Genomic DNA, 26,422 nt, shown 5'->3' with positions numbered 1-26,422 from the left:
CACGCTATGAATTTTGAGAGAATAAAAGAAAAATTAAACATACTTGCTGATGCGGCTAAGTATGATGTATCCTGCTCCAGTAGTGGGAGTAAGCGTTTAAATACAAATAAGGGTTTAGGGGATAGTTCTGGTATGGGTATATGCCACAGTTATACAGAAGATGGTCGCTGTGTTTCTTTACTGAAGATTTTATTAACTAATCATTGCATTTACGATTGTGCATATTGTGTAAGTCGTAAGAGTAACGATATAAAACGAGCAGCTTTTAAAATTCAGGAGGTAGTAGATCTAACGATAAATTTTTACAGACGTAATTATATTGAAGGTCTGTTTTTAAGCAGTGGTATCTTTCATAATCCAGATTATACGATGGAGCGTTTGATATCGGTAGCCAAGAAGTTGCGTTTAGAAGAAAATTTTAATGGATATATTCATTTAAAATCTATTCCCGGATGTAGTGACGAGCTTATGCGCGAGGCGGGTTTATACGCAGATAGGTTATCTATAAATATAGAAATACCCACGGTTTCTGGTCTAAAATTATTAGCTCCTGAAAAAGATCATAAAGATTTTATTAAACCTATGGAAAAGGTGAAAAATGAAATCATTCAATATAAAGCTGAAAAGAAAATAATTAAAAGCACTCCGGTTTATGCACCTGCCGGGCAAAGTACTCAGATGATTGTAGGAGCAACGGGGGAGAGTGACAAAGATATTATGTACTCTGCGGTGCATTATTACAGCACCTATAAGATGAAGCGTGTCTACTATTCAGGATATGTACCGGTGCTTGAAGATACTCGATTGCCAGCTCTAGGAACTGAAGTGCCTATGTTACGCGAAAACCGATTGTATCAGACTGACTGGCTATTGCGTTTTTATGGTTTTGATGTACGTGAATTACTCAATCAAAATCACCCCAATCTAGATATAGATATAGATCCTAAATTGAGTTGGGCTTTACGAAATATGCATATGTTTCCGGTAGATGTAAATACTGCAGATAAACAAATGCTAGCCAGAGTTCCTGGTCTTGGGATGAAGTCTGTACATAAAATTATAAATGCCCGAAAATTTAGAAGGCTTAACTGGGAAAACTTAAAAGCAATAGGCATTGCGATGAGCAGAGCTAAGTATTTTATGGTATGTAATTCTTCAAATTTTGAAAGTAGAGATCTGGAGCCCGAGCGTATTAAGAGTATGATTTTGCAAACCTCAAAAAGTAAGTATCAAAAATTTTACAATCAACAATTAGCGTTATTCAATTAGATGCAAAAGCATAAACTTGTATATGATGGTAGTTTTGAGGGGATGCTTACGGCTATATTTCAGGTGTATGAAGAGCGATTAAGTGAGGTTATAATCGTAAATACGACACATTTTGAGCCTGATTTTTTTTCTGAAACGGTAGAAATTTATACAGATGAAACTAAAGCTTCTCGAGTTTACGAAGGACTCCGGCAGTTTAAAAGCTTTCAGCAATTAGTATACTGGTCATTTTTAAGTGAGCAGGAGGGTAGAGAACGGTATATTCTTGCTGCAATTCAGTATGTTTTAAAAACTAAGAATGAGAATGATTTTGGGCATCCCGCAGTTTTGATGTTGGCACAACTTACTAAAAAGGTAGGTAGAGAAAAACATAGAATGGAAGCGTTTGTGCGTTTTAAAAGAACGGCAGATGATTTGTATGCTTCAATAATAAGTCCAGATTTTAATGTACTTCCTTTAATTGCCAAGCATTTTAAAAACAGATATGCAGACCAGCAGTTTTTAATTTTTGATTCTAACCGTGATTTTGGTTTGTTTTACGATTTGAAAAAAATTGAATTTGTTTCTTTTGATTTTAAATCTAAAGAAGCGTTTAAAGAAGCGATGCACGAGGAGGAAAATCATTATGATTTATTATGGCAAAACTATTTTACAAGTACAACCATTAAAAGCCGTATTAATTTGAGATTACATACGCAGCACGTTCCTAAACGTTATTGGAAATACTTGAATGAGAAAAATCCGTTATAAGAACTTTTGACTATTTTTAAAATCTAACTAAAACATATAAAGTATGAAACGTATTTTTTTAAAAGCAATGATAGTAGTATTTGTTTTTTCAATTTACTCATGTAGAGAAACCACTCAAGAAAAAACAGAGGATGCTCTTGAGTCTATAGGCGAGGATATAGAAAACGGTGCAGAAAATGCTGGTGAAGCTATCAAAGAAGGTGCAGATGAATTAAATGATGAGATACAAGGTAATGATGATGTAATGGATGATGATGCGTAGTCTATAAAAAAGCCCTTTTAAAGTTGCATTGGTTATAAAATTTACACCAAAAGCACTTGTATTATAGAAAAACCGGAATAATGGTAGGCTTTAAAAAGTTGAGATTTTCCTGTGCCTCTGTTAATCAAATTGTTGTAAACGTTACGATATTTTTATCAAAATTATAATTCGATAAAAAATTTAATAAATTTTATGAAATTGTGATGTTAATTTATATACTTTTGCGAGCAATTAACGCTAATTAAAATATTACCAATTATGAAAAAATTAATTTTTAGTGCTTTCGCACTTTTACTAATGGTTTCTGTTTCTGCTTGTCGCGAAACTACTGAAGAAAAAACTGAAGATGCAATGGAAAACGCTGCTGATGACATGGGTGATGCTATGGATGACGCTGGTGACGCTATAGAAGAGGCTGCTGAAGATACAGGTGATGCTATCGAAGACGGTGCTCAGGAAGTAGAAGACGAAGTTGAAGGAAACGACGACATGTAATATCTTCTTAAGATAAGAAAAAGCCCCTTTTGGGGCTTTTTTTATTTGTAGTAATTAAGAATTTATAGCACAGCACTGCTGGTAACCGCTTGACGATCTACTTTCTTAACCAGGCCCTGTAAAACTTTTCCTGGGCCCACTTCTATAAATTCAGAAGCCCCATCGGCAAGCATATTTTGTACACTTTGCGTCCATTTTACGGGAGCAGTAAGTTGAAACAGTAAATTCTTCTTTATCTCAACAGGATCTGTTACCGCTGTTGTACTCACATTTTGATAAATGGGGCAAGATGGCGTATTAAACGTTGTATTTTCAATTGCCTTTGCAAGTTCTTCACGTGCAGGTTCCATTAAAGGAGAGTGAAATGCGCCTCCTACCGGTAATAGTAATGCACGTTTGGCGCCGCGTTCTTTAAGACGTTCACAAGCTTCTTCAACCGCACTAAGCTCACCAGAAATGATTAATTGACCCGGACAGTTATAATTTGCAGCAACTACTATTCCGTCAACATCTGCACAAACAGATTCAACAAGTTCATCTTCAAGACCTAATATAGCAGCCATTGTTGATGGTGTATTGTCACAAGCTTTTTGCATTGCCTGTGCTCTTTGCGAAACCAGACTTAATCCGTCTTCAAAACTTAGAGTGCCATTAGCTACTAAAGCAGATATTTCTCCTAAAGAGTGACCGGCAACCATTTGAGGTACAGCTGAATCACCTAAAGCTTTAAATAAAGCCACAGAATGTATAAAAATAGCAGGCTGCGTAACTTTAGTTTCTTTTAATTCTTCGGCAGAGCCTTCAAACATAATTTTAGTGATATCAAATCCCAGAATTTCATTGGCTTTTGAAAACAGAGAACGAGCAAGTTTAGAGTTGTCATAAACATCTTTTCCCATTCCTGTAAATTGAGCTCCCTGACCAGGGAATATATAAGCTTTCATAATAGTGTTTTTCTAAAAATTTGTAGTGCAAAAATAACGAATGCCAGATAATGACAGCAATTTAAAACAGTTCATTCTGAACTAGATGTAATATGCTTTATGATAAATGTTTACATTAGTACAAAATATAAGTATGAGGAGATTAATATTACTTTCGGTTTTTGTAATGCTTGGTATCAACGCAATAGTGGCTCAAAATTTTAAGAATGCGACACTAGAGCCGGGAGGAAGTTATCCTGATACATATAATGACAAGGATAATTTTAGAGAATTGAAAGAAGCTAAGCTTCAATTAGAATACTTCTTAAAGCAACCAGATATCGAAAATTATATACTTATTGTAGATGGAAAGGTTTTAAAGCGCAGTTTTTTTGAAGAATATAAAGAGAGCATCTTTTCTTTTAGTAACAGCATTTATTTTATTAAGAATATAGATGAAATAATAGGCGTGCCAGAACGGCATCAGAAGATGTTGATAATAATCAACACAAAAAATACAGAAAATTAAAAAGGAGCCTTAGTTATGAGACTCCTTTAAATTTTTAAAACATCATTAAAGATTAAGAGAGCCTGTTGCACCAACATCTACTTTGTCTCCTGTAACAGCCGCATAGCCCATTTTTAGTAGCGATATAAATTTGTTGCTTTTTGTGTCCCAATATTGAGCTTGAGCAGGTGTAAATTTAATAGCAGTAAGGTTAGGATCATCTATACCGTCAAACCAGGAGTCATCTGTTGTAGAATAAAGTTCCTCTAAAATAGTTTTATCTTTTGTGATTATGGCTTTCCCGAAAACACTAAGAAATTTCATGTCGCTGGGCTTGGCATATAATAATTGTACATCGGCATCTTTAGCAATATTTGCATTGTGATCGCTGTCTGCCCCACTTAAAAACCAGATATTTCCTGCTTCATCAACTTTTTTAGTTGACATGGGTATGGCATCTACTGGCTTGTTAGATAAGTCTGTTGCCATCATTGCAAAGTCTATTGACGTAGCTAAATCTTTTAATTTTTTAATGGCTTCTGTATTTGATAAATTCTCTGTACTCATAACATTAGTTTTTAATAAAGTTACTTCATTAAAATCTTGAGAATTGGTAAGAATTTGCCAATAATAAAGCATTAAAATATAAAGTTTGTTAATGCTATATATAAGCCTTGAGTATCGCTTTTGCGGAATTATAATATGATCCTCCAAAGAGATTGACGTGAACTAAAATATAGTACAATTGCCATAGACGTAAGCGTTCTTCCCAACCGCTTTCTAAAGGAAAATGTGTAGTGTAGATTTCAAAAATTTGTACGTCAAATCCCCCAAAAAGATGCATCAGAGCAATATCCATCTCTCGTGGGGCAAAACTAACTGCGGGATCTATAAGTGATGGACCTCCTTTAGAATTTATGAGGTAATTACCAGACCATAAGTCACCGTGAATTAAAGCTGGTTTTTCTGAAGGAATTAGTTGACTTATTTCTTTATAAAATAATTCAATAGAATTAAAGTAGTAACCATTGTCTGCTGCTAATTTGAATTGAGGTTCTAAACGTTGATTAATATAAAAATCAATGGCAGTAGATTCTGAAGTATTGTATTGCTTTAAACTGCCCATATAATTGTCATTCTCGAAACCAAATTTTGACGAGCTGGTTTGATGCATTGCTGCAAGTTGAGAGCCAAAAATATTATTGAAATCGGGGTTTTTAGGTCCCGTCTCGAGATATTCTAAAATAAGGTAGGACAGATTTTCAAAATTACCGTATTCAAGCACATTAGGTACCGGGAAACTACCGGAGGCTTTAATAAACGCCAGACCCTGCGCTTCGAGCTCAAACATATTAGGAAAGGCTGAAGCGTCATTAACTTTTATCACATAGTTGTAATCTGCACTCGAAAGTTTATAGACGTCATTGATGTCGCCACCCGTGAGCGAGGTGATTTGTTTTGCCTCTACAGAAAGAACGACTTGAAGATGTTTTTTAAAGCTATCGTTTAGCATAGGTTAGATACGTAAATGAGTAGTTGTGACGCTCATCTGTATCGTGAAAGACACTTTCTAGAAGTTCCCACTTTTCAGGATCTAGTTCGGGGAAAAATGCCTCAGCTTCAAAGGTTCCGTGTACCCGCGTAAGTTCTATATGGGTCGCATAATCTAATCCTAATTTATAAATCTCGCCGCCTCCTATAATAAATGCATTTTGATCTGTATCAATATAGGTTAGCGCTTCTTCAATACTTTGCACTACAATAATATGGTCACCGGGATTGTAATTTTTTTGACGCGTGATCACAATATGCTTACGATTCGGTAAAGGTCCGTCAAGCGACTCAAAGGTTTTTCTTCCCATAATAATAGTATGGTGAGAAGTAAGTTTTTTAAATCGTTTAAAATCATCTGGCAAATGCCAGATCATTGCATTGTCTTTACCCAAAGCATTATTTTCTGCGGCAGCCGCAATCATTGTAATCATATCAATTAGGGATTTAATGGGGTATTAGGGCGTATTATTTTAGTATCGTTCTCAATCACAGGATACTCTTTTTCTACCTGAGTTTGAAGCTTTGCAATTTTATCTTTTTGTTTAGCAACTAGTTTATCAAGTTGTTCATTCTCCCATTTTTTATTCATAAACGTTCTAAAAAGAAAAACATTTAGAAAATGAATTAAAAAAAGAAAGAACCATATCAACGTAGCCCATACAAACCAGTCTACGTCAAATGGTCTAAAATCTGCACCAAAATCTAAAATTAAATTCAGAATAATAAGCAATACGGCACCTGCAAGAAATATCACAAAATGTCTAAAAAGATTTTTCTTTTCTTTGATACGTAATTGTGCATACTCTATGAGTTCGCGTTGGTCACGATCTATTTTTGTGGTTTCTTGCTTTTTTGAGAACATAAGATGAGGTAAATTGTTTGTTGTTCAAATTTACAAGATTTAATCGCAGTTCTCACTTATGAAAAACTTAAAAAAAGAATTCCCGGTCACGGCAAATTATACGCATTTAAATACTGCCGGCTCTGGTTTACTCTCTGAAACCTTGCTTGATTTTAGACAAAATTACGATCTTGATTATCTGGTAATGGGGAGTTTGCTTAAAAATGACCAGGATAGTTTTTTAGATAAAGTGCGCAAAGATGTAGGTGCTTTTTTTAACTGTAACGCTTCTTATGTTGCTTTAGTTCCTAATTTTTCAATAGGATTTAATGCTGTACTTGAAGGTATACCTGCCACTCATAAAATTCTACTTCTAGAAGAAGATTACCCATCTATAAACTGGCCTGTTTTATCGCGCAATTTTAATGTGTGTTATGCTTCAATTAATGAACATCTAGAAGACAATATACAACAGGCTATCGAGAAAGAGCATCCTGATGTTTTGTGTTTAAGCTTAGTACAATATATCAGTGGTATCCGTATTGATTTAGAGTTTTTAAAAGCCTTAAAATCTAAATTTCCTAAACTTCTTATAATCGCAGATGGTACGCAATATTGTGGGATTGAGAGTTTTGATTTTGAGAATAGTGGTATAGATATATTAGGAGCAAGCGCCTATAAATGGTTAAATGCCGGTTACGGCAATGGCTTCTTTCTAATTAAGCAAGAAATTGCTACGCATATTGAATTAAAAACAACGGGTTTTAATAGTATTAGAGGTAAATATAAAGAGGCAAAAAATACCTTTATAGGAAAATTAGAACCGGGTCATTTAGACACTTTGGCACAAGGGAGTTTACAGGCTGCTATAGGTCTTATTAAGCGGGTAGGACAGCATCAGATAACGACTCAAATAGATATATTAAAAACAAAAGCTTTTGAGCAATTTGCTGAAAAAGGTTTGCTAGATTCTGTTGTATTAAAGCGGAAGCAGCATTCATCAATTTTTAATATAAGGGGAGATCAAAAATTATTTAAAAAATTAAATAATAATCAGATTATATGTTCTCAACGTGGAGAAGGAATACGCGTAAGTTTCCATTATTTTAATTCAGAAGAGGATTTATTGAAGCTTTTAAAGTTAATTTAGCATTTAATGGAGTTAATTTTCTTGGCGAAACACTTAAAATAGTAGTAAATTAATTTGATATAACGTTTTCGTATTAAATATTTAATTCTCAATACTTTGATAAAATTTATTATTCGGAAAAATAACGCTAAAAATCTGATTTCTTGCTTACTATCGATTTTCGTTTATAAATTTGGAAAAACTTAAAACTAATAGTTATGCCAATTACAAAACAATTCTTAAAGTCAAAACCAGAGTGTAAAGTAACATTTGTGGTTGAGAATGTTGATGCTGATGCGGTTGCTGTAGCGGGAGATTTTAATAACTGGGAAAAAGCCGAATTAAAAAAATTAAAAAACGGATCTTTTAAAGGTTCTTTGAATATACCTGTTGATGCTTCTTATGAGTTTAAATATGCAGTTGATCAAAACTGGATGACAGAACCTGAAGCAGATGGTACAAAATGGAATGATTTTGCTGGTGCAGACAACAGTATTTTAGCATTATAAATATAGAAAAGGGTGCTAGTGTTAGTTATGAATTAACACTAACACCTTTCCAAAAAGCTACATAATTAGCAATGTTTTTTGCTTTATCTTTTGGCTCTGGGTAATACCAGCCCGCGTCTTTTAGTGTTTCGCCAGCTACAGTAATAGAGTAGTAGTACGCTTCACCTTTCCACGGGCAGGTAGTACGAGTATTTGTTTTAGACAAAAACATATTATTTACATCTTTTAGCGGAAAATAGTGATTGCCCTCTACTACAATAGTCTCATTACTTTCTGCAATCACTGCATCTTTCCAAATTGCTTTCATTTATTTATGTGTTTACTATTTAAGAATGGGCTAATTTTTTATTCTGAATATATAATCTGTAAAGTAATTTTGATGATCTGTATATTGTTTTTCAACACTTAAACCAGCTTCTTGAGCTAACCAGTTTACGATATCATCGTCATATTTTTGAGAAATTTCGGTGTGAATACTTTCCCAGGCAGAAAAATGAATGTCTAGATTTAATTTTTGAATTGTAACTGTTTGGTCTTTTGTGCTTACTAAAAAACTCTTTGTAGTGCCGCTTTCCGGATCGTAAACAGGCCAATGTTTAAAATTATCTATTTCAAAATTTGCATCCATTTCCTTATTAATGCGAGTTAGTAAATTTTTATTGAAGCTTTCTGTTACCCCTTGAGAATCATTATAGGCTTTAAGAATAACTTCGGGATTCTTTTTTTGATCAAATCCCATAAATAAAAGATCATCGGGTTGCATTGATTTACGTATAGTTGTCAAAAACTCCACGGCATATTGATGAGAAAGATTACCAATATTTGAGCCTAAAACAACAATTACCATTTTGCGGTCTTTTTGCTGCTCGCTCAGTTTATTTAGAATATTAAAATAAGTTCCTTGTTCTGTTATAATATCTAGCTTAGGCCATCTTTTAAGAACGTCTTCTTCTAATTCATCAAGTACATTCTGGCTTATGTCTATAGGTCTGTAGGTAAAATTTAGTTTTGAATTCACCAATTCCTGCAGTAGTATTTTAGTTTTTTTACCGTCACCTGCACCTAATTCAACAAGATCAAAGCCCGTGTTGTCTGAAAAAAGTTGTGCTATATCTGCTTTGTTTTCCTCTATTATAGATCGCTCACATTCCGTTAGGTAATACTCAGGAAGTGCCATTATTTTCTGAAATAGCTTATCTCCTTTCATATCATAAAACCACTTAGATGATAAGTATTTAGGAAATGCTGTTAATCCCTCATATACTTCTTCTTCAAAAGTATTTTTAAATGTTACATTTTGATTTGTATTCATTGATAATAAAATTAGCGGGCAAGGCGTAAGCCGGTAAACTGCCACCTAAGTTGAGGGTGAAAAAAATTGCGATAAGTAGATCTGGTATGACTATTTGAAGTTGCAACAGAGCCGCCACGAAGGGTTTTTTGACTAACCATAAACTTACCATTATATTCCCCGAGTGCTCCTGGAGCTTTTGTATAATTAGGATAAGGTAAATATGCGCTTTCTGTCCATTCCCAGCGTTCTCCCCAGTCAAACTGTGATTGTGCAACTTCCCATTCAAATTCGGTAGGAAGTCGTAGGCCCCTCCATTGTGCGTATGCGTATGCTTCAAAATATGAAATATGAGTTACAGGAGCCTCAAGATTTAATTTTTGTAGACCGTTTAAGCCATAATATTCCCAGCCGTCAACCTGTTTATGCCAGTATAATGGCGCGGTAATAGTATTTTCAGTAACCCAGGACCAACCTTCGCTATGCCACAATAAGGTTTGTTTATAGCCTGAATCTTCAATAAACTCTAGATATTCGGCATTAGTTACTAAACGACTGCTTATTTCAAAAGAATTGAGATAGACTTTATGCAATCCTAGTTCATTATCATAACAAAAGCCAGAACCTTGATAACCAATGCTATAAATACCTTCTTCTACAGATAACCATTCTGCAGGCTTAGGATTCAGTTTAAATTCATTAAAATCAACAGAATATGTTGGTAGTAAGGGGTTATTGCCTAATATGTATTTAATATCTGTGAGTAATAATTCTTGATGCTGCTTTTCGTGATGAATACCTATCTCAATGAGACTTTCGACTTCTTCTGAAGGGTTTTCCTCGAGTAGTTCTTTAAGGGCATTAGTTACGTGCTTTCGGTAAGAATAGACTTGATCTACAGTAGGTCTTGAGAGATTACCACGATCTGTGCGAACAACTCTAGCCCCCATGCTTTCGTAATAACTATTAAAAACATACGCAAAATGATTATCGTAAACCTGATAATTTAGTTTGTATTTTTTTAGAATAAAGTCTTCAAAAAACCATGTAGTATGTCCTAAATGCCATTTAGGAGGAGAAACATCTTCAATAGGCTGAACTACATAATCTTCTATTTGCAGAGGCTTGCAAATAGTTTCTGTATGCTCCCGTGTTTCAAGTAAAAAATCTAATAGCGAGATAGAACTGGTAATCATAGCAATAGTATATAACTTTAGGTTATTCCCAAAGTTACACAATTATTGCCTTGACCTTTTTTACACGTGCGTTAACAGGGCGTTAAAACGTAAAAGGCATAGTATATTTAATGGCTCTTGGGCTTCCGCCTGCTTTTCCTGGTGTCATTTGTGGTATTGCCAGGATATTGCGCTTAGCTTCTTCCTGTAACACTTTAGTTCCTCCCTTTACACCTAGAATTTGAGGTTTACCCTCTTCATTAATTACAAAATCAACGACCACTTTTTCTTTTACAGTGCCTTTTTTATAACCTTCCGGAAATCTAAAATTACTTACTACGTGTTTAACTAATTCTTTTTTAAAGCAGGCTTTTGTTTCTGCTGCATTACCTGTACAGCCGGGCCAAATAGGAGGAATTTCGGTTATAGATATTGCGTTGCCAGATACAGTCACGCCTTCCTGAGCAAAGCTTAAACTGCTAACTGTTAGAAATGCAATTAAAAAAAGAGTTCTCATGAATTAAAGTTGGGGTTAAATAGCTACCGCTCCTTTAATGTGAGGATGCGGGTTATAATTCTCTAATGTAAAATCTTCAAATTTGAAGTCAAATATATTTTTGACTTCAGGATTGATTTTCATTGTCGGTAAGATGCGTATTTCTCGGCTCAATTGCAAGTTTAATTGCTCGATATGATTATTATAAATATGTGCATCGCCAAAAGTGTGTACAAAATCTCCGGGAGCATAATCACAAACTTGTGCAATCATCATTGTGAACAGAGCGTAAGAAGCTATATTAAACGGAACCCCTAAAAAAACATCTGCGCTACGCTGATAAAGTTGGCAGGAAAGTCTAGGTCTTTTGTCTTCGCTATTAAGATCTGCAGGAGCAACATAAAACTGAAAGAAAGCATGACAAGGCGGAAGCGCTGCTTTACCATTCACTACATTTTCGGCAAATGACTTTGAAGTGTCTGGTAATACACTTGGATTCCAGGCACTTACAAGCATACGTCTGCTATTTGGGTTTGTTTTTAAGGTTTCAATAACCTCTTTGATTTGGTCTATTTCTTCGCTTGCCCAGTTGCGCCATTGGTGACCATAAACAGGGCCTAAATCTCCGTTGTCATCTGCCCATTCATTCCATATACGAACACCATTTTCTTGAAGGTAAGCAATATTAGTTTCCCCTTTTAAAAACCAAAGCAATTCATAAATGATTGATTTAAGGTGTAATTTTTTTGTGGTAACCATTGGGAAACCTTCACTTAAATCAAAACGCATTTGATATCCAAAAACGCTTAACGTACCGGTACCAGTGCGATCGCCTTTCTGAATTCCGTTTTTTAAAATATGTTTTGCTAACTCGTGATACTGTTTCATTGGAATATTTTTTTCGGTTCAAAAATAAAAGAAGCCGGTATGAGAAAAATGTTAATAAGTTAAAATTTTCTAAAAACTTATTAACTTTAAATAAGTATTTTTGTGACGAATTAATTATTCATCTATATGACTATTGATAATACAAGGCAGTACTCTTTTGCTAAAGCAACATACTATGATGCGTATGTTCGTATTCAATTTGATAGTGATTTAAAAGAAGTGCTATTAGAACAGGCACAACTTTTATTGAAAGATATTGCAGCATATTATGGTAGTCAAAAAATTGTAATTATTTCTCAACGCGGTTTAGAAACTAATCTTGATCCTGAAATTCTTAAAATACTAAATCTTTCAAAGGTTGAGGGTCTTGCGATAGTATCTCCAGATGCAGAAGAACGTAGAAAAATTCTGATCAAAGAACAGAGTTTATTTGAGGGTTCTTTCGCCTACTTTGAAACCTACGAAGCTGCAAGAGAGTGGGCTCTTACCTTCTAATTATCCTATAAGCATACCTGCTAGTGTAGCAGATAATAGTGATGCTATAGTACCGCCTATAACAGCTTTAAGTCCAAATTCTGAAAGTGTTTTACGTTGTCCCGGTGCCAGTGATCCTATACCTCCTATCTGTATTCCTATAGAAGCAAAGTTTGCAAAACCGCAAAGCATATACGTTGCCATAATTACAGATTTTTGATAGGTAAAACTAATATCGTTTATTGGGTTTTTTAAATCAGCTAGTTGTATGTAGCCTACAAACTCACTTGCAGCAAGCTTAATCCCCAGCAGCTGTCCCATAAGCATCACATCTTCTTTTGCCACACCTATAAGCCACATTAAGGGAGCAAAAACAGTTCCTAGAATTGCTTCAATAGAAAAGCTCTCATAGGGTGTGTTTGCGGCTAAAAAGCTGTTAAGTGTGGTAAATTCTCCTATTTTATTAAAGCCATAGTTTATCATTGCTATAAACGCAACAAATACGAGCAGCATAGCGCCTACATTGGCTGCAAGCTTTAAGCCTTCAGTTGTTCCTGTTGCGATAGCATCTAAGATATTAGAACCTATTTTATCTGAAGAAACCTCTACTCTGGCGTCAATCTCCTGCTGTTGGGGATATAATAGTTTTGAAACTACAATTGCGCCAGGCGCAGCCATAACGGAGGCAGCTAGTAAATGACGGGCAAACTCGAGACGAGCAGCAGGGTCATCTCCACCTAAAAATCCTATGTAAGCAGCTAATACTCCTCCGGCTACTGTGGCCATACCGCCTATCATAACCAATAAAATTTCAGAACGCGTCATGCGCTCTAAGTACGCTTTGATCATTAAAGGAGCTTCAGTTTGTCCTAAAAATATGTTTCCGGCAACAGATAAACTTTCGGCACCCGAAATATTCATGAGTTTGGTAAGAACCCATGCCATTCCTTTTACAACAATTTGAATGATCCCTAAATAAAATAAAACAGAGGTTAGCGCCGAGAAGAAAATGATTGTGGGTAGCACCTGAAAAATGAAAATGAAGCCATAGCTTGCGGTGTCCATCATACCTCCTAACAGGAATTCACTACCAGCAGCGGTAAACTCCAGAATTTTCACAAAAATTTTTCCTACAAATTCAAATAAATTTTGAACAAAAGTAACCTTAAGTACTCCGTAGGCCAATAGAAGTTGGGCTGTTAAACCCACTCCTATAGTTTTCCAGTTTATAGCTTTTCGGTTTGCACTTAGAAGATAGGAAATAAGTAATAGGCAAAACATACCCAAAACTCCGCGCCAAAGACTATCAAATGAAAATCCTGCATTAGGAATTAATTTTTTTGCTTCTGCTACAGGTAATATTTCTTCTACGGTTTGGGCAATTGTGCCTGAAATAGTTATAAAAGATAGGATAAGGTATGAAAGTAATTTTCGCATCTATAGTTAATTGCGTTTAGAAATCTCGTCACGTATTTTAGCTGCAGCTTCATAATCTTCTGAAGCTACGGCTTCATCAAGAGCTGTATTAAGATCACTAAGTGACATTTTTTTGTAATCATTACTTTCTATAGATTCATCTTCTACAACAAGTTGATCTACCAGAATATCATTTTCATATCCCTCCTGATCTGATTCTGAACCTTTGAGGAATATGCCTGCTTTATCAAGTATATTTTTATAGGTAAATATGGGTGCGCTAAAGCGTAATGCTAAAGATATTGCATCGCTTGTTCTGGCATCAATTATTTCTTCGATGGTATCGCGCTCACAGATAATACTGCTATAAAAGACACCATCAACTAATTTGTGTATAATTACCTGCTTTATATTTATTTCAAAACGATCTGCGAAGTTTTTAAATAAATCGTGGGTAAGTGGCCTTGGCGGCATAATTTCTTTCTCAAGTGCGATTGCAATTGATTGTGCTTCAAAAGCACCTATAACTATGGGTAGTTTACGGTCACCGTCAACTTCACTTAGAATTAAAGCGTATGCGCCATTCTGTGTCTGGCTATACGATATTCCCTTAATATTCAAACGCACTAAACTCATAAGTTGCAAAAATATAAAAAGGCTGTTTAAAAGAGGACAAGTATCCAAATTTAAACAGCCCTTTGAGTAGCCGAAAATACTAAATTAAGAGTTATTAGCTTTAAACTCTTTTAATTTTTCATTAAGACGGGGTACAATATCAAAAGCATCGCCTACAATTCCGTAGTCTGCAGCCTTAAAAAATGGAGCTTCCGGGTCAGAATTGATAACAACTTTTACCTTAGAAGAGTTAATTCCTGCAAGGTGTTGTATCGCTCCAGATATCCCAATTGCGATATATAAATTAGAGGCTACAGGTTTACCGGTTTGCCCTACGTGCTCACCGTGTGGCCTCCAACCCATATCAGATACTGGTTTAGAGCATGCAGTTGCAGCACCTAAAATGTCTGCCATTTCTTCAATCATTCCCCAGTTTTCTGGTCCTTTTAATCCGCGACCTCCACTTACAACAACTTCTGCGTCTGCAATAGTTACTTTGTCTTTTGCCTTATCTACAGACTTTACTTCAACATTAAATTGAGAATCGTCAAGTTGTGGGTCAAAAGATTCTTCTGCAGCTTCTTTTTGAGACTCTTTTAAACCGTAGCTATTTTTTGAAAGACCTACGATTTTAATTTCGGTAGTGATTTCGGTATGGTTAAAAGCTTTATTTGTAAAAGCGGTACGCTTTACCGTAAATGGTGATTGGCTCTCTGGTAATGCAACCACATTAGAGGCATACCCGGCATTAAGATCTATCGCAAGAATTGGCGCAAGATATTTAGCATTTGCACTGCTGCTAACAACAATAACTTTTGCACCTTCTTGAGATACTGCCTGAGTTATTGCACTTGCATATGCATTGGCAGTAAATGAATTTAGTTTGTCATTCTTTATATGCAAGACTTTATCAGCACCATAAAGTCCTAGCTCAGAGGTATTCTCTGCATTGATAGCCAGCGCAGTCACCGTTGTATTCATCATATCTGCTATACCTCTTGCATAACTTACAACCTCGTAAGAGGTTTTCTTAAATTTTCCTTCTTCTGATTCTGTATATACTAAAACTGACATATTTGTTTAAAATTTTAAGTTTCCGCAAGCGGAAAAATGGTTTTTAATTCTTTAAATACTTTTAAATGGCTTTAGCTTCATTGTGAAGTAAATCTATAAGCTCATCTAAATTGTCTGGAGAAATTAATTTTACAGCACCTTTAGGAGCTGGTTTCTCAAACGAAACCGCTTTAGTTTCAGTTGATGCGCCTTGTGGTTCTTTAACATCTAATGGTTTTTTACGAGCCATCATTATACCGCGCATATTAGGAATACGTAGATCACTTTCTTCAACAAGTCCTTTTTGACCACCTATTACTAATGGTAACTTTGCCGTAACTGTTTCTTTACCACCATCTATTTCTCGTATTGCTGTCGCAGAATCTCCATCAACCTCAAGACTTATACATGTATTAATAAAACTTGCCCCAATTAAGCTCGCAAGCATTCCCGGTACCATACCACCGTTATAATCTATAGATTCACGACCGGCGATTATTAAATCGTAATTACCTTCTTTAGCAATTACACTCAATTCTTTTGCTACCTGAAAACCATCAAGAGCTTCGGTGTTGATACGTATAGCAGAATCTGCACCTATTGCAAGCGCCTTACGTAATGTAGGCTCAGTTTCTGCTCCTCCTACATTTACAATATCTACAGTTGCATTTTGTTTTTCTTTAAACCACATAGCTCGTGTTAAACCAAACTCATCGTTAGGATTTATTACAAACTGAACACCATTAGTGTCAAATTTTGTGTCGTTTTCAGTAAAGTTGATTTTTGAAGTCGTATCAGGTACGTGGCTGATGCACACTAATATTTTCATATATAATTTTCTTTTAAGAGTAACTATTTCGTTTGCGCTACGAAATTAAGCATTAATATTTGAAATTTACTATGCGCGCATAACAAATTTTAGTTAAATCCAATTCTTTTAGGTTGATTTAATTGCTATTTTTGCTACCCCTACAAATTTGGGGATTTTTACTTGATTTAACTGTATTACTACATCCACTTTAATATATGAAAACAATACAATTTAGGGAAGCCATTTGTGAGGCTATGAGTGAAGAAATGCGTCGGGACGACACGATTTACCTTATGGGTGAAGAAGTAGCAGAATACAATGGGGCTTATAAAGCTTCAAAAGGTATGCTAGACGAGTTTGGTCCAGAGCGTGTTATTGACACTCCAATTTCTGAGCTTGGTTTTGCCGGGATTGCCATAGGTAGTGCGATGAACGGGAATCGTCCTATTGTAGAATATATGACGTTTAACTTCTCATTAGTAGGTATTGACCAGATTATTAATAATGCAGCAAAAATACGCCAGATGTCTGGTGGTCAATTTAACTGCCCTATCGTTTTTAGAGGTCCTACGGCTTCAGCGGGTCAATTAGGAGCAACACATTCACAAGCATTTGAGAGTTGGTTTGCAAATACTCCTGGTTTAAAAGTAATTGTACCCTCTAACCCTGCAGATGCAAAAGGTCTTCTAAAAGCTGCTATACGTGATGACGATCCGGTTATTTTTATGGAAAGTGAGCAGATGTATGGTGATAAGGGTGAAGTGCCAGAAGGAGATTACTTAATCCCAATAGGGGTAGCCGATATTAAGAGAGCAGGTACAGATGTTACCATTGTTTCTTTTGGTAAAATTATTAAAGAAGCTTATACCGCTGCAGACGAATTAGAAAAAGAAGGTATTTCTTGTGAGATTATAGATTTACGTACGGTAAGACCTTTAGACATAAATACAGTTCTTGAATCTGTGAAAAAAACAAACAGATTAGTGATTCTTGAAGAAGCCTGGCCTTTTGGAAACGTTTCTACAGAAATTACTTATCAAGTACAAGAGCAGGCATTTGATTATTTAGATGCTCCTATTGTAAAAATAAATACTGCAGATACTCCTGCACCTTACTCTCCGGGACTTTTAAAGGAATGGATTCCTAACAGCAATGATGTTGTTAAAGCTGTTAAAAAAGTACTGTACAGGTAATTGGTTACGACTATCTTTGAAGCTTCATTAATCTATGATTAATGAAGCTTTTTTTGTTAATAAAAGTTGTGTTTTACGACCAACAGAACTTATGCGGAAGAATTACCGTATATGTATAACTAATTAACGCTGTATCAACAACGTTAGACGCTCCCCAAAGAGACCTACTTATAGTATTTATGAAGAGAATTATAGTCTTATTAATCTTAGCCCTTATTCCTGTATTGACATACAGTCAAACAAAAGCTGGAGGGATGGTTTATGACGATGCGGGTAACCCTATACCTTTTGCAAATGTGGTTTTTGCAGGTTCTACAGAAGGTACCATTACGAATGAAGACGGTAGATTTTACTTACAATCTGACGCAACATACACCGGTTTAAAAGTTTCTTTTGTAGGTTTTCAATCTAAAGCGGTTGAACTATCTCAAAAAGTTAACTACGATCTCAAAATAACACTAGAAGAAGAGACAGAGAGTCTGAGCGAGGTGGTTATATATACCGGCAAACAACCTAAAAAAAACAATCCAGCTATAGATATTTTACGTAAAATCTGGGAAAACAAACGCTCTAATGGTTTAAGTCAATTTAAGCAATATCAGTTTGATAAATATGAGAAGGTAGAATTTGACTTAAATACCATTGATAGTGCTTTAATAAACAGTAAAATCTTTAATAAGATGGAGTTTATTTTTGACCAGATGGATACTTCAAGAATAACCGGAAAAACATATTTACCTATTTTCATTAATGAGCGCAGTAGTAAAGTTTTTGGTGATAACGAGCTGGGTAAAGAAAAAGAGGAGTTAGAAGGTAATCGTAACAGTGGTTTTAGTACAAATCAAACCTTAATTGCATTTATTCAGGAGCTTTATAATGAGTTTAATATATATGATAATTATTTAAAATTCTTCGATAAGAGTTTTGTAAGCCCCTTATCAACTACCGGTATTGACACCTATAATTATGTACTTGCAGACAGTACATTTATTAAAGATAAATGGTGTTATAACATTATTTATTATCCAAGACGTTCTAATGAACTTACTTTTAAGGGTGATTTTTGGGTCAATGATACCACCTGGGCTATTAAAGAAATCAACCTTCAGGTTAATAAGAGTGCCAATATTAATTGGGTTAAGGAGATTTATATAGAGCAGGAGTATGATGTACTTAATGACTCGGTATTCTTAATTACGCGTGATTATTTTCTTTCAGATTTTTCACTTCGGAAAAAAGAAGGGAGCCGTGGTATCTATGGAAAGCGCACAACACTTTATGATGATTATGTTTTTGATAAGCAATTAGATGAGAAAATTTATGAAGAGCGCGTTACTAAATACGATGAAAATGTATACACAAAAACTGATGAATTCTGGGAAGAAAAGCGTCTAGAGCCTTTAAGTAAAGATGAGAAAGGAGTGTATGTCATGTTAGACTCCCTAAAAAAAGTGCCTAAATTTCAGAGATTGTATGATGCCGGTGCTGTTTTAGTAAGTGGTTATTATGAGTGGGATCAAGCAAATCTAGATATTGGTCCAGTGTTTTCGGCATTTGGTTTTAATGATGTAGAGGGATTACGACTACGTTTAGGAGCACGTACTTATTTTGACCAGAATGATCCCTGGCGTTTAGAAGGTTTTGGAGCCTATGGCTTTAAAGATGATAAGTTTAAATTCGGGATATCGGGTAAGGTTTTATTAGACAGTAAAGCACGATTAATTGTTTCTGGAGGGTATAGACAGGATATAGAGCAAATTGCAGCAAGTCTTACAACATCTACAGACGTTTTAGGTAGAAACCTGGCCTCCTCTTCATTAGTAACTGTAGGTAATAATGATCAATTAACCAGTATTAAACTGGCCAATTTTGCAATTGAAGCAGAGTTTTTAAAAAATTTAATTATTAGGTCTGATATCTCTTATAGAACTTTAAAATCTGCATCGCCCACTTTTAATCTGGATTATTATACAGATTTTTCGCAAACAGCTGTAGCGTCTGAAGTTAAACAGACTGAATTTGTACTGAGTGCTATATTTGAACCCGGAAAACGCACTTCGGGGTATGGCGTAGAGCGCACAACAAGTAATGAATGGTTTCCTTCCTTATTTTTAGGATACACTAAAGGCGTAGAAGGTCTTTTTGATAGTGATTTTGATTATGAAAAGCTTCAGTTTTCTTACAGACAACCCTGGCGTATGGGTGGTTTAGGAACTTTTAGCTCTACCATTGAAGCAGGGACTACTTTTGGCGAAGTGCCATTAAGTTTACTTAGTATTATTCCCGGTAACCAGAATTTGTTTTCGATATACGGTACTTTTCCGCAGTTAAATTATTATGAGTTTGTTACAGATACGTATGCAACATTGCACCTTGAGCATAATTTTGGAGGACGTATTTTTGGTAAAATACCCTTCCTTAAAAAATTAAATCTTCGGGAGATTATAGGTTTTAGAGGTGCCTGGGGGCAAATTTCAGATGAAAATCAACGTATAAATGCTTCCAATATTCAATATATAGCGCCAGACAGCAAGCCGTATTACGAATACAGCGTTGGAGTAGGTAATATTTTAAAAATTCTGCGAATAGATTTTAACTTTAGAGGAAATTATCTTGATGTTCCTGATGCCCGAAAATTTGGTGTTACCGGGGCATTAGAGTTCTCATTCTAAGGTTAGCATAAACAATATGATTTAGAGCATTTTAGTTTTAGGTAAAAAAACTGTTTGTTACGCATTAAGGTGTTACTTTTAAAAGAATTGTTTGTCCTAACTTCTTATTTGGTCTATTTTTGCAGCCTATTTCAGGTAATAAAACAATAGAAAAAATATATAATAGCATGACAACAGAGCAAATTTCAACATTTGACGTTCTTATCGAAATTCCAAAGGGTAGTCGTAATAAGTATGAATATGATTTTAAGCTGAAAAAAATACGTTACGACCGTATGATTTTTTCATCTATGATGTACCCTGCAGATTATGGTTTCATTCCTGAAACTTTAGCTTTAGATGGAGATCCTTTAGATGTTTTAGTGTTAGTTACAGAGCCTACTTTTCCGGGTTGTGTTATGGAGGTTAAACCAATTGGTGTTTTCCATATGACTGATGAAAAAGGACCTGATGAAAAAATTATTTGTGTTCCTGTAAGTGATCCTATTGCAAGCAGCACTAAAGATTTAAGTGAATTAAACCCGCACCTTATAAAAGAAATCGAACATTTCTTTCAGGTTTACAAAGACTTAGAAAAGAAAAAAGTTGATGTTGGCGGTTTTGGAGATGTAAATGAAGCTAAAGAAATAATTGTACAATGTATTCAACGCTTCGCAGACAGTGATGTTCCTAAAGAAGAAGTAAGCATAGATTAATATCGCAACGATATCCTAAGTAAATTGAAAGACCGCTAATAAGCGGTCTTTTTTTATTGTATATTCTCGGTAAATATTGAAATTATTTATATTAATCTCAATTTTGCTACATTAGCATTACATTATTTATAAATCAAAAGCTTATTTATGGAATCAAACATTATCTACGTGCCAATTGTATTGGCAATTTTAGGACTGCTTTTTATGTTTATTAAAATGGCCTGGGTTAAAAAACAACCTGCAGGTAGTGAGAAAATGCAAAATATCTCTAAAAGTATTAAAGAGGGAGCTCTTGCCTTTCTAGCAGCAGAATATAGACTTTTGCTCCTATTTGTCGTTATTGCCTCAGCATTATTATTCGGTATTTCGTACATCGTAGATACCACTAGTTGGATGATTGTACCTGCATTTATAATGGGAGCATTTTTTTCGGCACTTGCCGGAAACATAGGAATGCGTATCGCTACTGATGCTAATGCGCGTACTGCAGAAGCTGCAAAAACAAGTTTACCACAGGCGTTGAAAGTAAGTTTTGGCGGCGGTACGGTTATGGGGCTTGGTGTTGCAGGATTAGCTGTTTTAGGTTTGAGTTTAATTTTCTTATTCTTAATGGGAAGTTTTCTCACTGAAGGGGGTAATTTTTATAAGGAGATGACAGTGGTTCTTGAAACCTTAGCCGGATTTTCATTAGGAGCAGAATCTATTGCATTATTTGCGCGTGTAGGTGGTGGTATTTATACTAAGGCTGCAGATGTAGGAGCAGATCTTGTGGGTAAGGTTGAAGCCGGTATTCCGGAAGATGATCCTCGTAACCCGGCGACAATTGCAGATAATGTAGGTGATAATGTAGGAGATGTTGCCGGTATGGGAGCAGATCTTTTTGGTAGCTATGTGGCAACTGTGTTGGCGGCTATGGTATTAGGAAATTATCTCGTGCAGGATATGTCTCAGGGAACCCAATTTGTTGATGCTTTTAATAATATGGGGCCTATTTTGCTTCCTATCGTAATTGCGGGAGTTGGTATTTTAGCGTCAATATTAGGTACATTCCTGGTAAGTATTAAAAATAATGAAGCTAAAGAATCGCAGGTTCAACGCGCATTAGATACGGGTAACTGGGTTGCAATTCTTTTAACTCTTGTAGCGAGTTATTTTCTCATAGATTGGATGCTACCCCAAACTATGTCTATGCACTTTTTTGGCGAAGGCTATAAAGATATTCCGTCATTAAATGTCTTTTGGTCTGCTTGTATAGGTCTGGCTGTTGGAGCATTAATATCTGTAGTAACAGCACATTATACCAGTTTAGGCAAAGGACCTGTTATGAATATTGTTAAAAATTCATCAACCGGTGCAGCAACTAATATCATTGCTGGTCTGGCGGTAGGTATGAAATCTACATTTCTTTCAGTATTACTTTTTGCTGCTGCTATCTATGGCTCTTATGAATTGGCCGGTTTTTATGGGGTTGCTCTGGCAGCTTCTGCAATGATGGCGACTACTGCAATGCAACTGGCGATAGATGCATTTGGTCCTATAGCAGACAATGCAGGTGGTGTAGCAGAGATGAGTGATCTTGAAGATCACGTGCGCGAGCGCACCGATATTTTAGACTCTGTAGGTAACACTACTGCGGCAGTAGGTAAAGGTTTTGCCATTGCTTCTGCAGCACTTACAGCTCTTGCATTGTTTGCAGCATATGTAACTTTTACAGGTATTGATGGAATAAATATATTTAAAGCAGATGTTCTTGCAGCACTGTTTGTAGGTGGAATGATTCCGGTAGTGTTTTCAGCCTTAGCGATGCAATCTGTAGGTAAGGCAGCGATGGAAATGGTACAGGAAGTACGACGTCAGTTTAGAGAAATACCAGGTATTCTAGAGGGTACAGGAAAACCAGAATATGGCAAATGCGTCGAGATTTCTACCAAAGCGGCGCTACGCGAAATGATTCTTCCCGGTTTAATTACTATAATTACTCCTGTTTTAATGGGATTAATTTTTGGAGCTGAACCCCTAGGAGGTTATATGGCAGGTGTATGTGTATCTGGTGTAATGTGGGCTATTTTTCAAAACAATGCGGGTGGTGCCTGGGATAACGCCAAGAAGTCGTTTGAAGCAGGGGTAGAGATAGACGGTAAAATGTCTTATAAAGGTAGTGATGCTCATAAAGCAGCAGTTACCGGTGATACTGTAGGAGATCCTTTTAAGGATACATCTGGCCCTTCAATGAATATCTTAATTAAATTAACCTGTTTGGTGGGTCTGGTAATTGCTCCTATTTTAGGCAATCATTCTGAAGATGCAGTAGCAAATGCAAATAACATACAGGTAGAAATTAAAGTTGAAAATGTAGGTAACCAATTAGTAAGCGCTGTTATCACAGAAACCTCAACAGAAAATGGAGAAGTGAAATTAACCGAAAAGCGTATTCAAGGTAGTGAGGCAGAGGTACAAGGACAACTAGCTATCTACAAAAAGAAATCTGGATCTAAAGTTTCAAAAATGCATTAGGCTGCACAAAATTTATACTTAATTATAACGAATCCTTAAGACAATTTTACCATTAAAATCCCGGCTAGACAGTCGGGATTTTATAATTTCAAAGTATGCTGAAAGATGTTTTACAAAAATTGAATTTACACAAAAAAGATCCGCTCCAGATTCATGGGTATCAAAGCTATGGCACTAATGAGCACATCTATTTATTAGGCAGAGCGCTAGAGGATGAAGGCGTTAACCTCGATAAAACTGGTTTTGTTAATGCTTTTAAAAATGCGTATAAGCAATTTAAAAGTGACGAATTGCCTAAAGCAAGATTAAAAATTAGACTGCCAGATGATCGTATTCTTTATGCTGTAACAGACAATGAAGGCTATTTTAAAATAGATGAAAAAATAGCTAATTTAAAAAGTTTAACAAATGATGAAGGCTGGTTACAACTAGAGTTAAGTTACGATGATGAAAATCAAAAGCGCCTGGTTAACAATGACAACAGATTTGCGGCCCAGATGCTTATACCATCAGATAAGGTAGAGTATGGTGTTATTAGTGATATAGACGATACCATGCTTAAGACAGGTGTCACTTCGTTATTAAAATGGAGGGTTATTTTGAATACTATTTTTAGAGGAGTGGGCAAGCGGTCGCCTTTCAACGGTGCGGCAGACTTTTATAAAAAATTACATTTAGGCAAATCTGGCGAGGCATCTAATCCTATGTTTTATGTGAGTAACAGTCCGTGGAATTTATATCATTATCTTGAGGCTTTTATTAAGCATAACAATTTTCCTAAAGGGGCTATATTACTTCGGGATTTACGAACTCCTTTTGACAGAACTCCTAAGCCTGAAAAGCCACATAAACAACACGAGATTAGAAATATTTTAAAAACTTACCCAGATCTTCAATTTGTTCTAATAGGTGATAGTGGTGAACACGATGCAGACATTTATATTGAGATCGCAGAAGAATATCCAGACCGTATAAAAGCAATTTATTTACGAAGTGTGAATCACGAAAAACGTGCTTTTAGAGTTCGTGGTCTTTTAGAGAAATTTGAAATAACACCTGCACTTTTAGTAAAAGATAGTAGCACGGCCGAAGAACATGCGCGTGATTTGGGTTTAATTATATAAATCTTTATAATTTTTAGTATCATAAAAATCAAATGCAGGCAATGCCTCATTTGAATTTGATGCGTCAAAAAATGTTGCATTGTCCCAGTGTGATCCTGTACCCCAAAGCGTTTTTGAAGTTGAGGTAACCCAGGCAGGTTCCCAATAAATGACGCCAAGTCCACCAGCTTTTAAAACTTCCCTAGTAAGCTTAATCATATAATTTTTTTGACCTTCTGGTGTTGCGGGATAATTAGCTATCAAAGCATCTTCACCCAGAATGTTTTCTGCGTGATCTGCATTTTCTAAAGTATGAGGATATGCAGTTTCTACAATTATTACTTCTTTGTTAAACGTATTTTTTAAAGAATCTATGGCAACCGCTAATTCATTAAGCGGGTAAGTTGACCACTTAGAATAATAGGAAAGGCCTATGATATCAAAATCTGACACCTTGTATTCTTCCGCGTTGCGAAACCAGTTTAAAGCATTTTCGGGCTGTGCAATATGCAATACGATTTTAACCGGTTGTGTAAATACATCAGAAAAATCCCTAGCAGCTTTAATTCCACTGTTTAATAATAAAGCGTTTCGTTCCCAGTTAATGGTGTCATTACCCACCGTATCTCTGGGTTGAAGAATTTCAATATTGGTTTCATTACCTATTTGAACCCATTGCGGTTGCAGGTTTTCTTCAGCTAATTTACTTAGCGTTTTAAAGGTGTAGTTGTATACGCTATCAGCCATTAAATTGTCGTCTTGTATAGCATCCCAAGCTTTAGGGCGTTCTTGCTTTTGAGGATCAACCCAAAAGTCTGAATAATGAAAATCGAGCAATACAGCGACGCCCGCTCCGTGTGCTCGTCTAATAGACCTTTTTACATCTTCAAAATTAGAATAGGGTGAATGTTCTGGATTATGCCATAACCGTAAACGTATAATATTAGCGCCTTTTTCTGCAAAATAAGCATATGGGTCTATGGTATCTCCTGCCCAAGTAAAATAGGCATCAGAATCTTCAATCTCATTTACATACGACAAATCTGCACCTAGAACAGGAGCTTCAGGTTGTGCTATAAATCTATCGGGATTAGGTTTGTCACAACTTGAAACAAGCAGTACTAAAAGCAATAAGCCATTAAGGTAATTCAAAGAATTTGATATTTTAGGCTAAAATAGACCGTTTAATTCGGCATCAATACGGTTTATAATGTCTCCTAAATCTTCGGGATTATCAACAAAGTTGATGTCGTCAACATCTATGATTAAAAGATTTCCTTTTTTATAATCGTGTATCCATGCCTCGTAGCGCTCATTTAATCTGCTTAAATAGTCAATTGATATAGAATTCTCGTAATCACGACCACGCTTGTGTATTTGAGCTACAAGATTAGGTATGCTGCTGCGTAGGTATATTAATAAATCTGGCGGATCAACAACACTTTCCATCAGGTCAAACAAGGATCGATAGTTATTAAAATCCCTATTTGTTAATAAACCCATTGCATGCAGGTTAGGTGCAAAAATGAAAGCATCTTCATATATCGTACGATCCTGTATAATGTCTGTTTTGCTGTCTCGTATTTCTAAGAGTTGTCTAAAGCGGCTGTTTAAAAAGTAGATCTGTAAATTAAAAGACCAGCGCTCCATAGAATTGTAAAAATCATCGAGATACGGGTTGTCAACTACATCTTCAAACTGTGCTTGCCAGTTAAAATGCTTTGCGAGAAGTCGTGTAAGAGTTGTTTTTCCGGCGCCTATATTGCCTGCGATGGCTACGTGCATG

General features: G+C 35.7%; 29 protein-coding genes. 13 read left to right on the top strand and 16 right to left on the bottom strand.

The features are described from left to right. The first annotated feature begins 6 nt into the window (after nt 1-6). From ACEN25_RS10840 to ACEN25_RS10825, 4 genes are all read left to right on the top strand, one after another. A complete protein-coding gene (locus ACEN25_RS10840) occupies nt 7-1,269 on the top strand; it encodes a putative DNA modification/repair radical SAM protein (protein ID WP_441802935.1) in 1,263 nt (420 codons plus the stop codon). Next, nucleotides 1,270-2,019, top strand: a complete 750-nt coding sequence (locus tag ACEN25_RS10835; protein WP_441802934.1) for a TIGR03915 family putative DNA repair protein — start codon at nt 1,270-1,272, stop codon at nt 2,017-2,019. It begins immediately after the preceding gene. Nucleotides 2,020-2,062: 43 nt separating this feature from the next. Next, a complete protein-coding gene (locus ACEN25_RS10830; RefSeq protein WP_441802933.1) occupies nt 2,063-2,281 on the top strand; it encodes a hypothetical protein in 219 nt (72 codons plus the stop codon). Between the two features lie 258 nt (nt 2,282-2,539). Further along, nucleotides 2,540-2,776 (top strand): hypothetical protein, encoded by a 237-nt coding sequence (locus tag ACEN25_RS10825; RefSeq protein WP_028376674.1) that lies wholly within the window; start codon nt 2,540-2,542, stop codon nt 2,774-2,776. 62 nt (nt 2,777-2,838) lie between these two features. Here ACEN25_RS10825 and fabD read toward each other — a convergent pair whose 3' ends face one another. Further along, nucleotides 2,839-3,720, bottom strand: coding sequence for an ACP S-malonyltransferase (gene fabD, locus ACEN25_RS10820; protein WP_441802932.1), 882 nt, complete (start codon nt 3,718-3,720; stop codon nt 2,839-2,841). 133 nt (nt 3,721-3,853) lie between these two features. On the opposite strand from fabD, the gene ACEN25_RS10815 reads away from it, so the two are divergent. Then, complete coding sequence (locus tag ACEN25_RS10815; RefSeq protein ID WP_125411776.1) at nt 3,854-4,228, top strand: hypothetical protein; 375 nt, start codon at nt 3,854-3,856, stop codon at nt 4,226-4,228. Between the two features lie 45 nt (nt 4,229-4,273). On the opposite strand, the gene ACEN25_RS10810 is transcribed toward ACEN25_RS10815, so the two are convergent. The 4 genes from ACEN25_RS10810 to ACEN25_RS10795 are packed head-to-tail and all read right to left on the bottom strand — an operon-like array spanning nt 4,274 to nt 6,623. Further along, on the bottom strand, nt 4,274-4,846 hold the full coding sequence (locus ACEN25_RS10810) for a pyridoxamine 5'-phosphate oxidase family protein (RefSeq protein ID WP_441802931.1): 573 nt from the start codon (nt 4,844-4,846) through the stop codon (nt 4,274-4,276). A gap of 22 nt (nt 4,847-4,868) precedes the next feature. Beyond that, a complete protein-coding gene (locus ACEN25_RS10805) occupies nt 4,869-5,720 on the bottom strand; it encodes a fructosamine kinase family protein (RefSeq protein ID WP_441802930.1) in 852 nt (283 codons plus the stop codon). Continuing rightward, on the bottom strand, nt 5,707-6,192 hold the full coding sequence (locus ACEN25_RS10800) for a dihydrofolate reductase (RefSeq protein WP_441802929.1): 486 nt from the start codon (nt 6,190-6,192) through the stop codon (nt 5,707-5,709). Before ACEN25_RS10800 ends, ACEN25_RS10805 begins: the two co-directional genes overlap by 14 nt. Nucleotides 6,193-6,197: 5 nt before the next feature. Then, nucleotides 6,198-6,623, bottom strand: coding sequence for a 2TM domain-containing protein (locus tag ACEN25_RS10795; RefSeq protein WP_441802928.1), 426 nt, complete (start codon nt 6,621-6,623; stop codon nt 6,198-6,200). A gap of 58 nt (nt 6,624-6,681) precedes the next feature. Between ACEN25_RS10795 and ACEN25_RS10790 the strand changes: the two genes are divergently transcribed. Continuing rightward, nucleotides 6,682-7,752: an aminotransferase class V-fold PLP-dependent enzyme gene (locus ACEN25_RS10790; protein ID WP_441802927.1), complete on the top strand. Its 1,071-nt coding sequence runs from the start codon at nt 6,682-6,684 to the stop codon at nt 7,750-7,752. A gap of 197 nt (nt 7,753-7,949) precedes the next feature. Then, complete coding sequence (locus ACEN25_RS10785) at nt 7,950-8,240, top strand: isoamylase early set domain-containing protein (RefSeq protein ID WP_028376666.1); 291 nt, start codon at nt 7,950-7,952, stop codon at nt 8,238-8,240. 25 nt (nt 8,241-8,265) lie between these two features. Here ACEN25_RS10785 and ACEN25_RS10780 read toward each other — a convergent pair whose 3' ends face one another. From ACEN25_RS10780 to ACEN25_RS10760, 5 genes are all read right to left on the bottom strand, one after another. Then, nucleotides 8,266-8,547 carry a DUF427 domain-containing protein gene (locus tag ACEN25_RS10780; protein WP_441802926.1) on the bottom strand — a complete coding sequence of 94 codons (282 nt, stop codon included), beginning with the start codon at nt 8,545-8,547 and terminating at the stop codon, nt 8,266-8,268. A 30-nt stretch (nt 8,548-8,577) separates the two neighbouring features. Beyond that, nucleotides 8,578-9,552 (bottom strand): L-histidine N(alpha)-methyltransferase, encoded by a 975-nt coding sequence (gene egtD, locus ACEN25_RS10775; RefSeq protein WP_441802925.1) that lies wholly within the window; start codon nt 9,550-9,552, stop codon nt 8,578-8,580. 11 nt (nt 9,553-9,563) lie between these two features. Beyond that, nucleotides 9,564-10,727, bottom strand: coding sequence for an ergothioneine biosynthesis protein EgtB (gene egtB, locus ACEN25_RS10770; protein ID WP_441802924.1), 1,164 nt, complete (start codon nt 10,725-10,727; stop codon nt 9,564-9,566). An 82-nt stretch (nt 10,728-10,809) separates the two neighbouring features. Continuing rightward, complete coding sequence (locus ACEN25_RS10765; protein WP_441802923.1) at nt 10,810-11,223, bottom strand: energy transducer TonB; 414 nt, start codon at nt 11,221-11,223, stop codon at nt 10,810-10,812. A gap of 15 nt (nt 11,224-11,238) precedes the next feature. Further along, on the bottom strand, nt 11,239-12,090 hold the full coding sequence (locus tag ACEN25_RS10760) for a thymidylate synthase (protein ID WP_441802922.1): 852 nt from the start codon (nt 12,088-12,090) through the stop codon (nt 11,239-11,241). Between the two features lie 126 nt (nt 12,091-12,216). Here ACEN25_RS10760 and ACEN25_RS10755 point away from each other — a divergent pair, with 126 nt between their 5' ends. Continuing rightward, nucleotides 12,217-12,585 carry a hypothetical protein gene (locus ACEN25_RS10755; protein WP_441802921.1) on the top strand — a complete coding sequence of 123 codons (369 nt, stop codon included), beginning with the start codon at nt 12,217-12,219 and terminating at the stop codon, nt 12,583-12,585. Here ACEN25_RS10755 and ACEN25_RS10750 read toward each other — a convergent pair whose 3' ends face one another. The 4 genes from ACEN25_RS10750 to ACEN25_RS10735 form a co-directional block, all read right to left on the bottom strand. Next, entirely contained in the window at nt 12,586-14,001 is a 1,416-nt protein-coding gene (locus ACEN25_RS10750) for a NupC/NupG family nucleoside CNT transporter (RefSeq protein WP_441802920.1), read from the bottom strand. Nucleotides 14,002-14,007: 6 nt separating this feature from the next. Next, complete coding sequence (locus tag ACEN25_RS10745) at nt 14,008-14,616, bottom strand: bifunctional nuclease domain-containing protein (RefSeq protein ID WP_441802919.1); 609 nt, start codon at nt 14,614-14,616, stop codon at nt 14,008-14,010. Nucleotides 14,617-14,700: 84 nt separating this feature from the next. Next, on the bottom strand, nt 14,701-15,669 hold the full coding sequence (locus ACEN25_RS10740; protein ID WP_028376657.1) for an electron transfer flavoprotein subunit alpha/FixB family protein: 969 nt from the start codon (nt 15,667-15,669) through the stop codon (nt 14,701-14,703). Between the two features lie 61 nt (nt 15,670-15,730). Next, a complete protein-coding gene (locus ACEN25_RS10735; RefSeq protein ID WP_028376656.1) occupies nt 15,731-16,477 on the bottom strand; it encodes an electron transfer flavoprotein subunit beta/FixA family protein in 747 nt (248 codons plus the stop codon). 197 nt (nt 16,478-16,674) lie between these two features. On the opposite strand from ACEN25_RS10735, the gene ACEN25_RS10730 reads away from it, so the two are divergent. The 5 genes from ACEN25_RS10730 to ACEN25_RS10710 all read left to right on the top strand — a co-directional run bounded on the left by ACEN25_RS10730 (nt 16,675) and on the right by ACEN25_RS10710 (nt 24,657). Beyond that, on the top strand, nt 16,675-17,652 hold the full coding sequence (locus ACEN25_RS10730; RefSeq protein WP_028376655.1) for a pyruvate dehydrogenase complex E1 component subunit beta: 978 nt from the start codon (nt 16,675-16,677) through the stop codon (nt 17,650-17,652). Between the two features lie 179 nt (nt 17,653-17,831). Continuing rightward, on the top strand, nt 17,832-20,324 hold the full coding sequence (locus ACEN25_RS10725) for a DUF5686 family protein (RefSeq protein ID WP_441802918.1): 2,493 nt from the start codon (nt 17,832-17,834) through the stop codon (nt 20,322-20,324). A gap of 167 nt (nt 20,325-20,491) precedes the next feature. Further along, the gene (locus ACEN25_RS10720; protein WP_441802917.1) at nt 20,492-21,019 is read left to right on the top strand and encodes an inorganic diphosphatase; all 528 of its coding nucleotides are present in this window, start codon (nt 20,492-20,494) and stop codon (nt 21,017-21,019) included. A 147-nt stretch (nt 21,020-21,166) separates the two neighbouring features. After that, nucleotides 21,167-23,533 carry a sodium-translocating pyrophosphatase gene (locus tag ACEN25_RS10715; RefSeq protein ID WP_441802916.1) on the top strand — a complete coding sequence of 789 codons (2,367 nt, stop codon included), beginning with the start codon at nt 21,167-21,169 and terminating at the stop codon, nt 23,531-23,533. A 95-nt stretch (nt 23,534-23,628) separates the two neighbouring features. Then, nucleotides 23,629-24,657, top strand: a complete 1,029-nt coding sequence (locus tag ACEN25_RS10710; RefSeq protein WP_441802915.1) for an App1 family protein — start codon at nt 23,629-23,631, stop codon at nt 24,655-24,657. Here the strand turns inward: ACEN25_RS10710 and ACEN25_RS10705 are convergent. Both ACEN25_RS10705 and ACEN25_RS10700 read right to left on the bottom strand, forming a co-directional pair. Further along, entirely contained in the window at nt 24,646-25,788 is a 1,143-nt protein-coding gene (locus tag ACEN25_RS10705; protein WP_441802914.1) for a glycoside hydrolase family 53 protein, read from the bottom strand. The two genes, ACEN25_RS10710 and ACEN25_RS10705, sit on opposite strands and share 12 nt — an antisense overlap. A gap of 18 nt (nt 25,789-25,806) precedes the next feature. Beyond that, nucleotides 25,807-26,421, bottom strand: coding sequence for a deoxynucleoside kinase (locus tag ACEN25_RS10700; protein ID WP_028376649.1), 615 nt, complete (start codon nt 26,419-26,421; stop codon nt 25,807-25,809). Nucleotide 26,422 lies beyond the last annotated feature (1 nt).

Source organism: Leeuwenhoekiella sp. W20_SRS_FM14, assembly GCF_052119605.1.
Lineage (GTDB): Bacteria > Bacteroidota > Bacteroidia > Flavobacteriales > Flavobacteriaceae > Leeuwenhoekiella.
Note: the sequence above shows the minus strand (reverse complement) of the source record. Positions and strands in the feature narration are given on the sequence as shown.

Excerpts from the sequence above, each read along its gene's own strand:
- egtD (WP_441802925.1), bottom strand. The coding sequence starts at position 9,552 with ATGAATACAAATCAAAATGTAACATTTAAAAATACTTTTGAAGAAGAA.
- ACEN25_RS10830 (WP_441802933.1), top strand. The coding sequence starts at position 2,063 with ATGAAACGTATTTTTTTAAAAGCAATGATAGTAGTATTTGTTTTTTCA.
- ACEN25_RS10745 (WP_441802919.1), bottom strand. The coding sequence starts at position 14,616 with ATGAGTTTAGTGCGTTTGAATATTAAGGGAATATCGTATAGCCAGACA.
- ACEN25_RS10810 (WP_441802931.1), bottom strand. The coding sequence starts at position 4,846 with ATGCTTTATTATTGGCAAATTCTTACCAATTCTCAAGATTTTAATGAA.
- ACEN25_RS10825 (WP_028376674.1), top strand. The coding sequence starts at position 2,540 with ATGAAAAAATTAATTTTTAGTGCTTTCGCACTTTTACTAATGGTTTCT.
- ACEN25_RS10760 (WP_441802922.1), bottom strand. The coding sequence starts at position 12,090 with ATGAAACAGTATCACGAGTTAGCAAAACATATTTTAAAAAACGGAATT.
- ACEN25_RS10815 (WP_125411776.1), top strand. The coding sequence starts at position 3,854 with ATGAGGAGATTAATATTACTTTCGGTTTTTGTAATGCTTGGTATCAAC.
- ACEN25_RS10700 (WP_028376649.1), bottom strand. The coding sequence starts at position 26,421 with ATGCACGTAGCCATCGCAGGCAATATAGGCGCCGGAAAAACAACTCTT.
- ACEN25_RS10730 (WP_028376655.1), top strand. The coding sequence starts at position 16,675 with ATGAAAACAATACAATTTAGGGAAGCCATTTGTGAGGCTATGAGTGAA.
- ACEN25_RS10715 (WP_441802916.1), top strand. The coding sequence starts at position 21,167 with ATGGAATCAAACATTATCTACGTGCCAATTGTATTGGCAATTTTAGGA.
- ACEN25_RS10835 (WP_441802934.1), top strand. The coding sequence starts at position 1,270 with ATGCAAAAGCATAAACTTGTATATGATGGTAGTTTTGAGGGGATGCTT.
- ACEN25_RS10800 (WP_441802929.1), bottom strand. The coding sequence starts at position 6,192 with ATGATTACAATGATTGCGGCTGCCGCAGAAAATAATGCTTTGGGTAAA.
- ACEN25_RS10725 (WP_441802918.1), top strand. The coding sequence starts at position 17,832 with ATGAAGAGAATTATAGTCTTATTAATCTTAGCCCTTATTCCTGTATTG.
- ACEN25_RS10710 (WP_441802915.1), top strand. The coding sequence starts at position 23,629 with ATGCTGAAAGATGTTTTACAAAAATTGAATTTACACAAAAAAGATCCG.
- ACEN25_RS10740 (WP_028376657.1), bottom strand. The coding sequence starts at position 15,669 with ATGTCAGTTTTAGTATATACAGAATCAGAAGAAGGAAAATTTAAGAAA.
- fabD (WP_441802932.1), bottom strand. The coding sequence starts at position 3,720 with ATGAAAGCTTATATATTCCCTGGTCAGGGAGCTCAATTTACAGGAATG.
- egtB (WP_441802924.1), bottom strand. The coding sequence starts at position 10,727 with ATGATTACCAGTTCTATCTCGCTATTAGATTTTTTACTTGAAACACGG.
- ACEN25_RS10765 (WP_441802923.1), bottom strand. The coding sequence starts at position 11,223 with ATGAGAACTCTTTTTTTAATTGCATTTCTAACAGTTAGCAGTTTAAGC.
- ACEN25_RS10790 (WP_441802927.1), top strand. The coding sequence starts at position 6,682 with ATGAAAAACTTAAAAAAAGAATTCCCGGTCACGGCAAATTATACGCAT.
- ACEN25_RS10840 (WP_441802935.1), top strand. The coding sequence starts at position 7 with ATGAATTTTGAGAGAATAAAAGAAAAATTAAACATACTTGCTGATGCG.
- ACEN25_RS10750 (WP_441802920.1), bottom strand. The coding sequence starts at position 14,001 with ATGCGAAAATTACTTTCATACCTTATCCTATCTTTTATAACTATTTCA.
- ACEN25_RS10720 (WP_441802917.1), top strand. The coding sequence starts at position 20,492 with ATGACAACAGAGCAAATTTCAACATTTGACGTTCTTATCGAAATTCCA.
- ACEN25_RS10805 (WP_441802930.1), bottom strand. The coding sequence starts at position 5,720 with ATGCTAAACGATAGCTTTAAAAAACATCTTCAAGTCGTTCTTTCTGTA.
- ACEN25_RS10785 (WP_028376666.1), top strand. The coding sequence starts at position 7,950 with ATGCCAATTACAAAACAATTCTTAAAGTCAAAACCAGAGTGTAAAGTA.
- ACEN25_RS10795 (WP_441802928.1), bottom strand. The coding sequence starts at position 6,623 with ATGTTCTCAAAAAAGCAAGAAACCACAAAAATAGATCGTGACCAACGC.
- ACEN25_RS10735 (WP_028376656.1), bottom strand. The coding sequence starts at position 16,477 with ATGAAAATATTAGTGTGCATCAGCCACGTACCTGATACGACTTCAAAA.
- ACEN25_RS10755 (WP_441802921.1), top strand. The coding sequence starts at position 12,217 with ATGACTATTGATAATACAAGGCAGTACTCTTTTGCTAAAGCAACATAC.
- ACEN25_RS10780 (WP_441802926.1), bottom strand. The coding sequence starts at position 8,547 with ATGAAAGCAATTTGGAAAGATGCAGTGATTGCAGAAAGTAATGAGACT.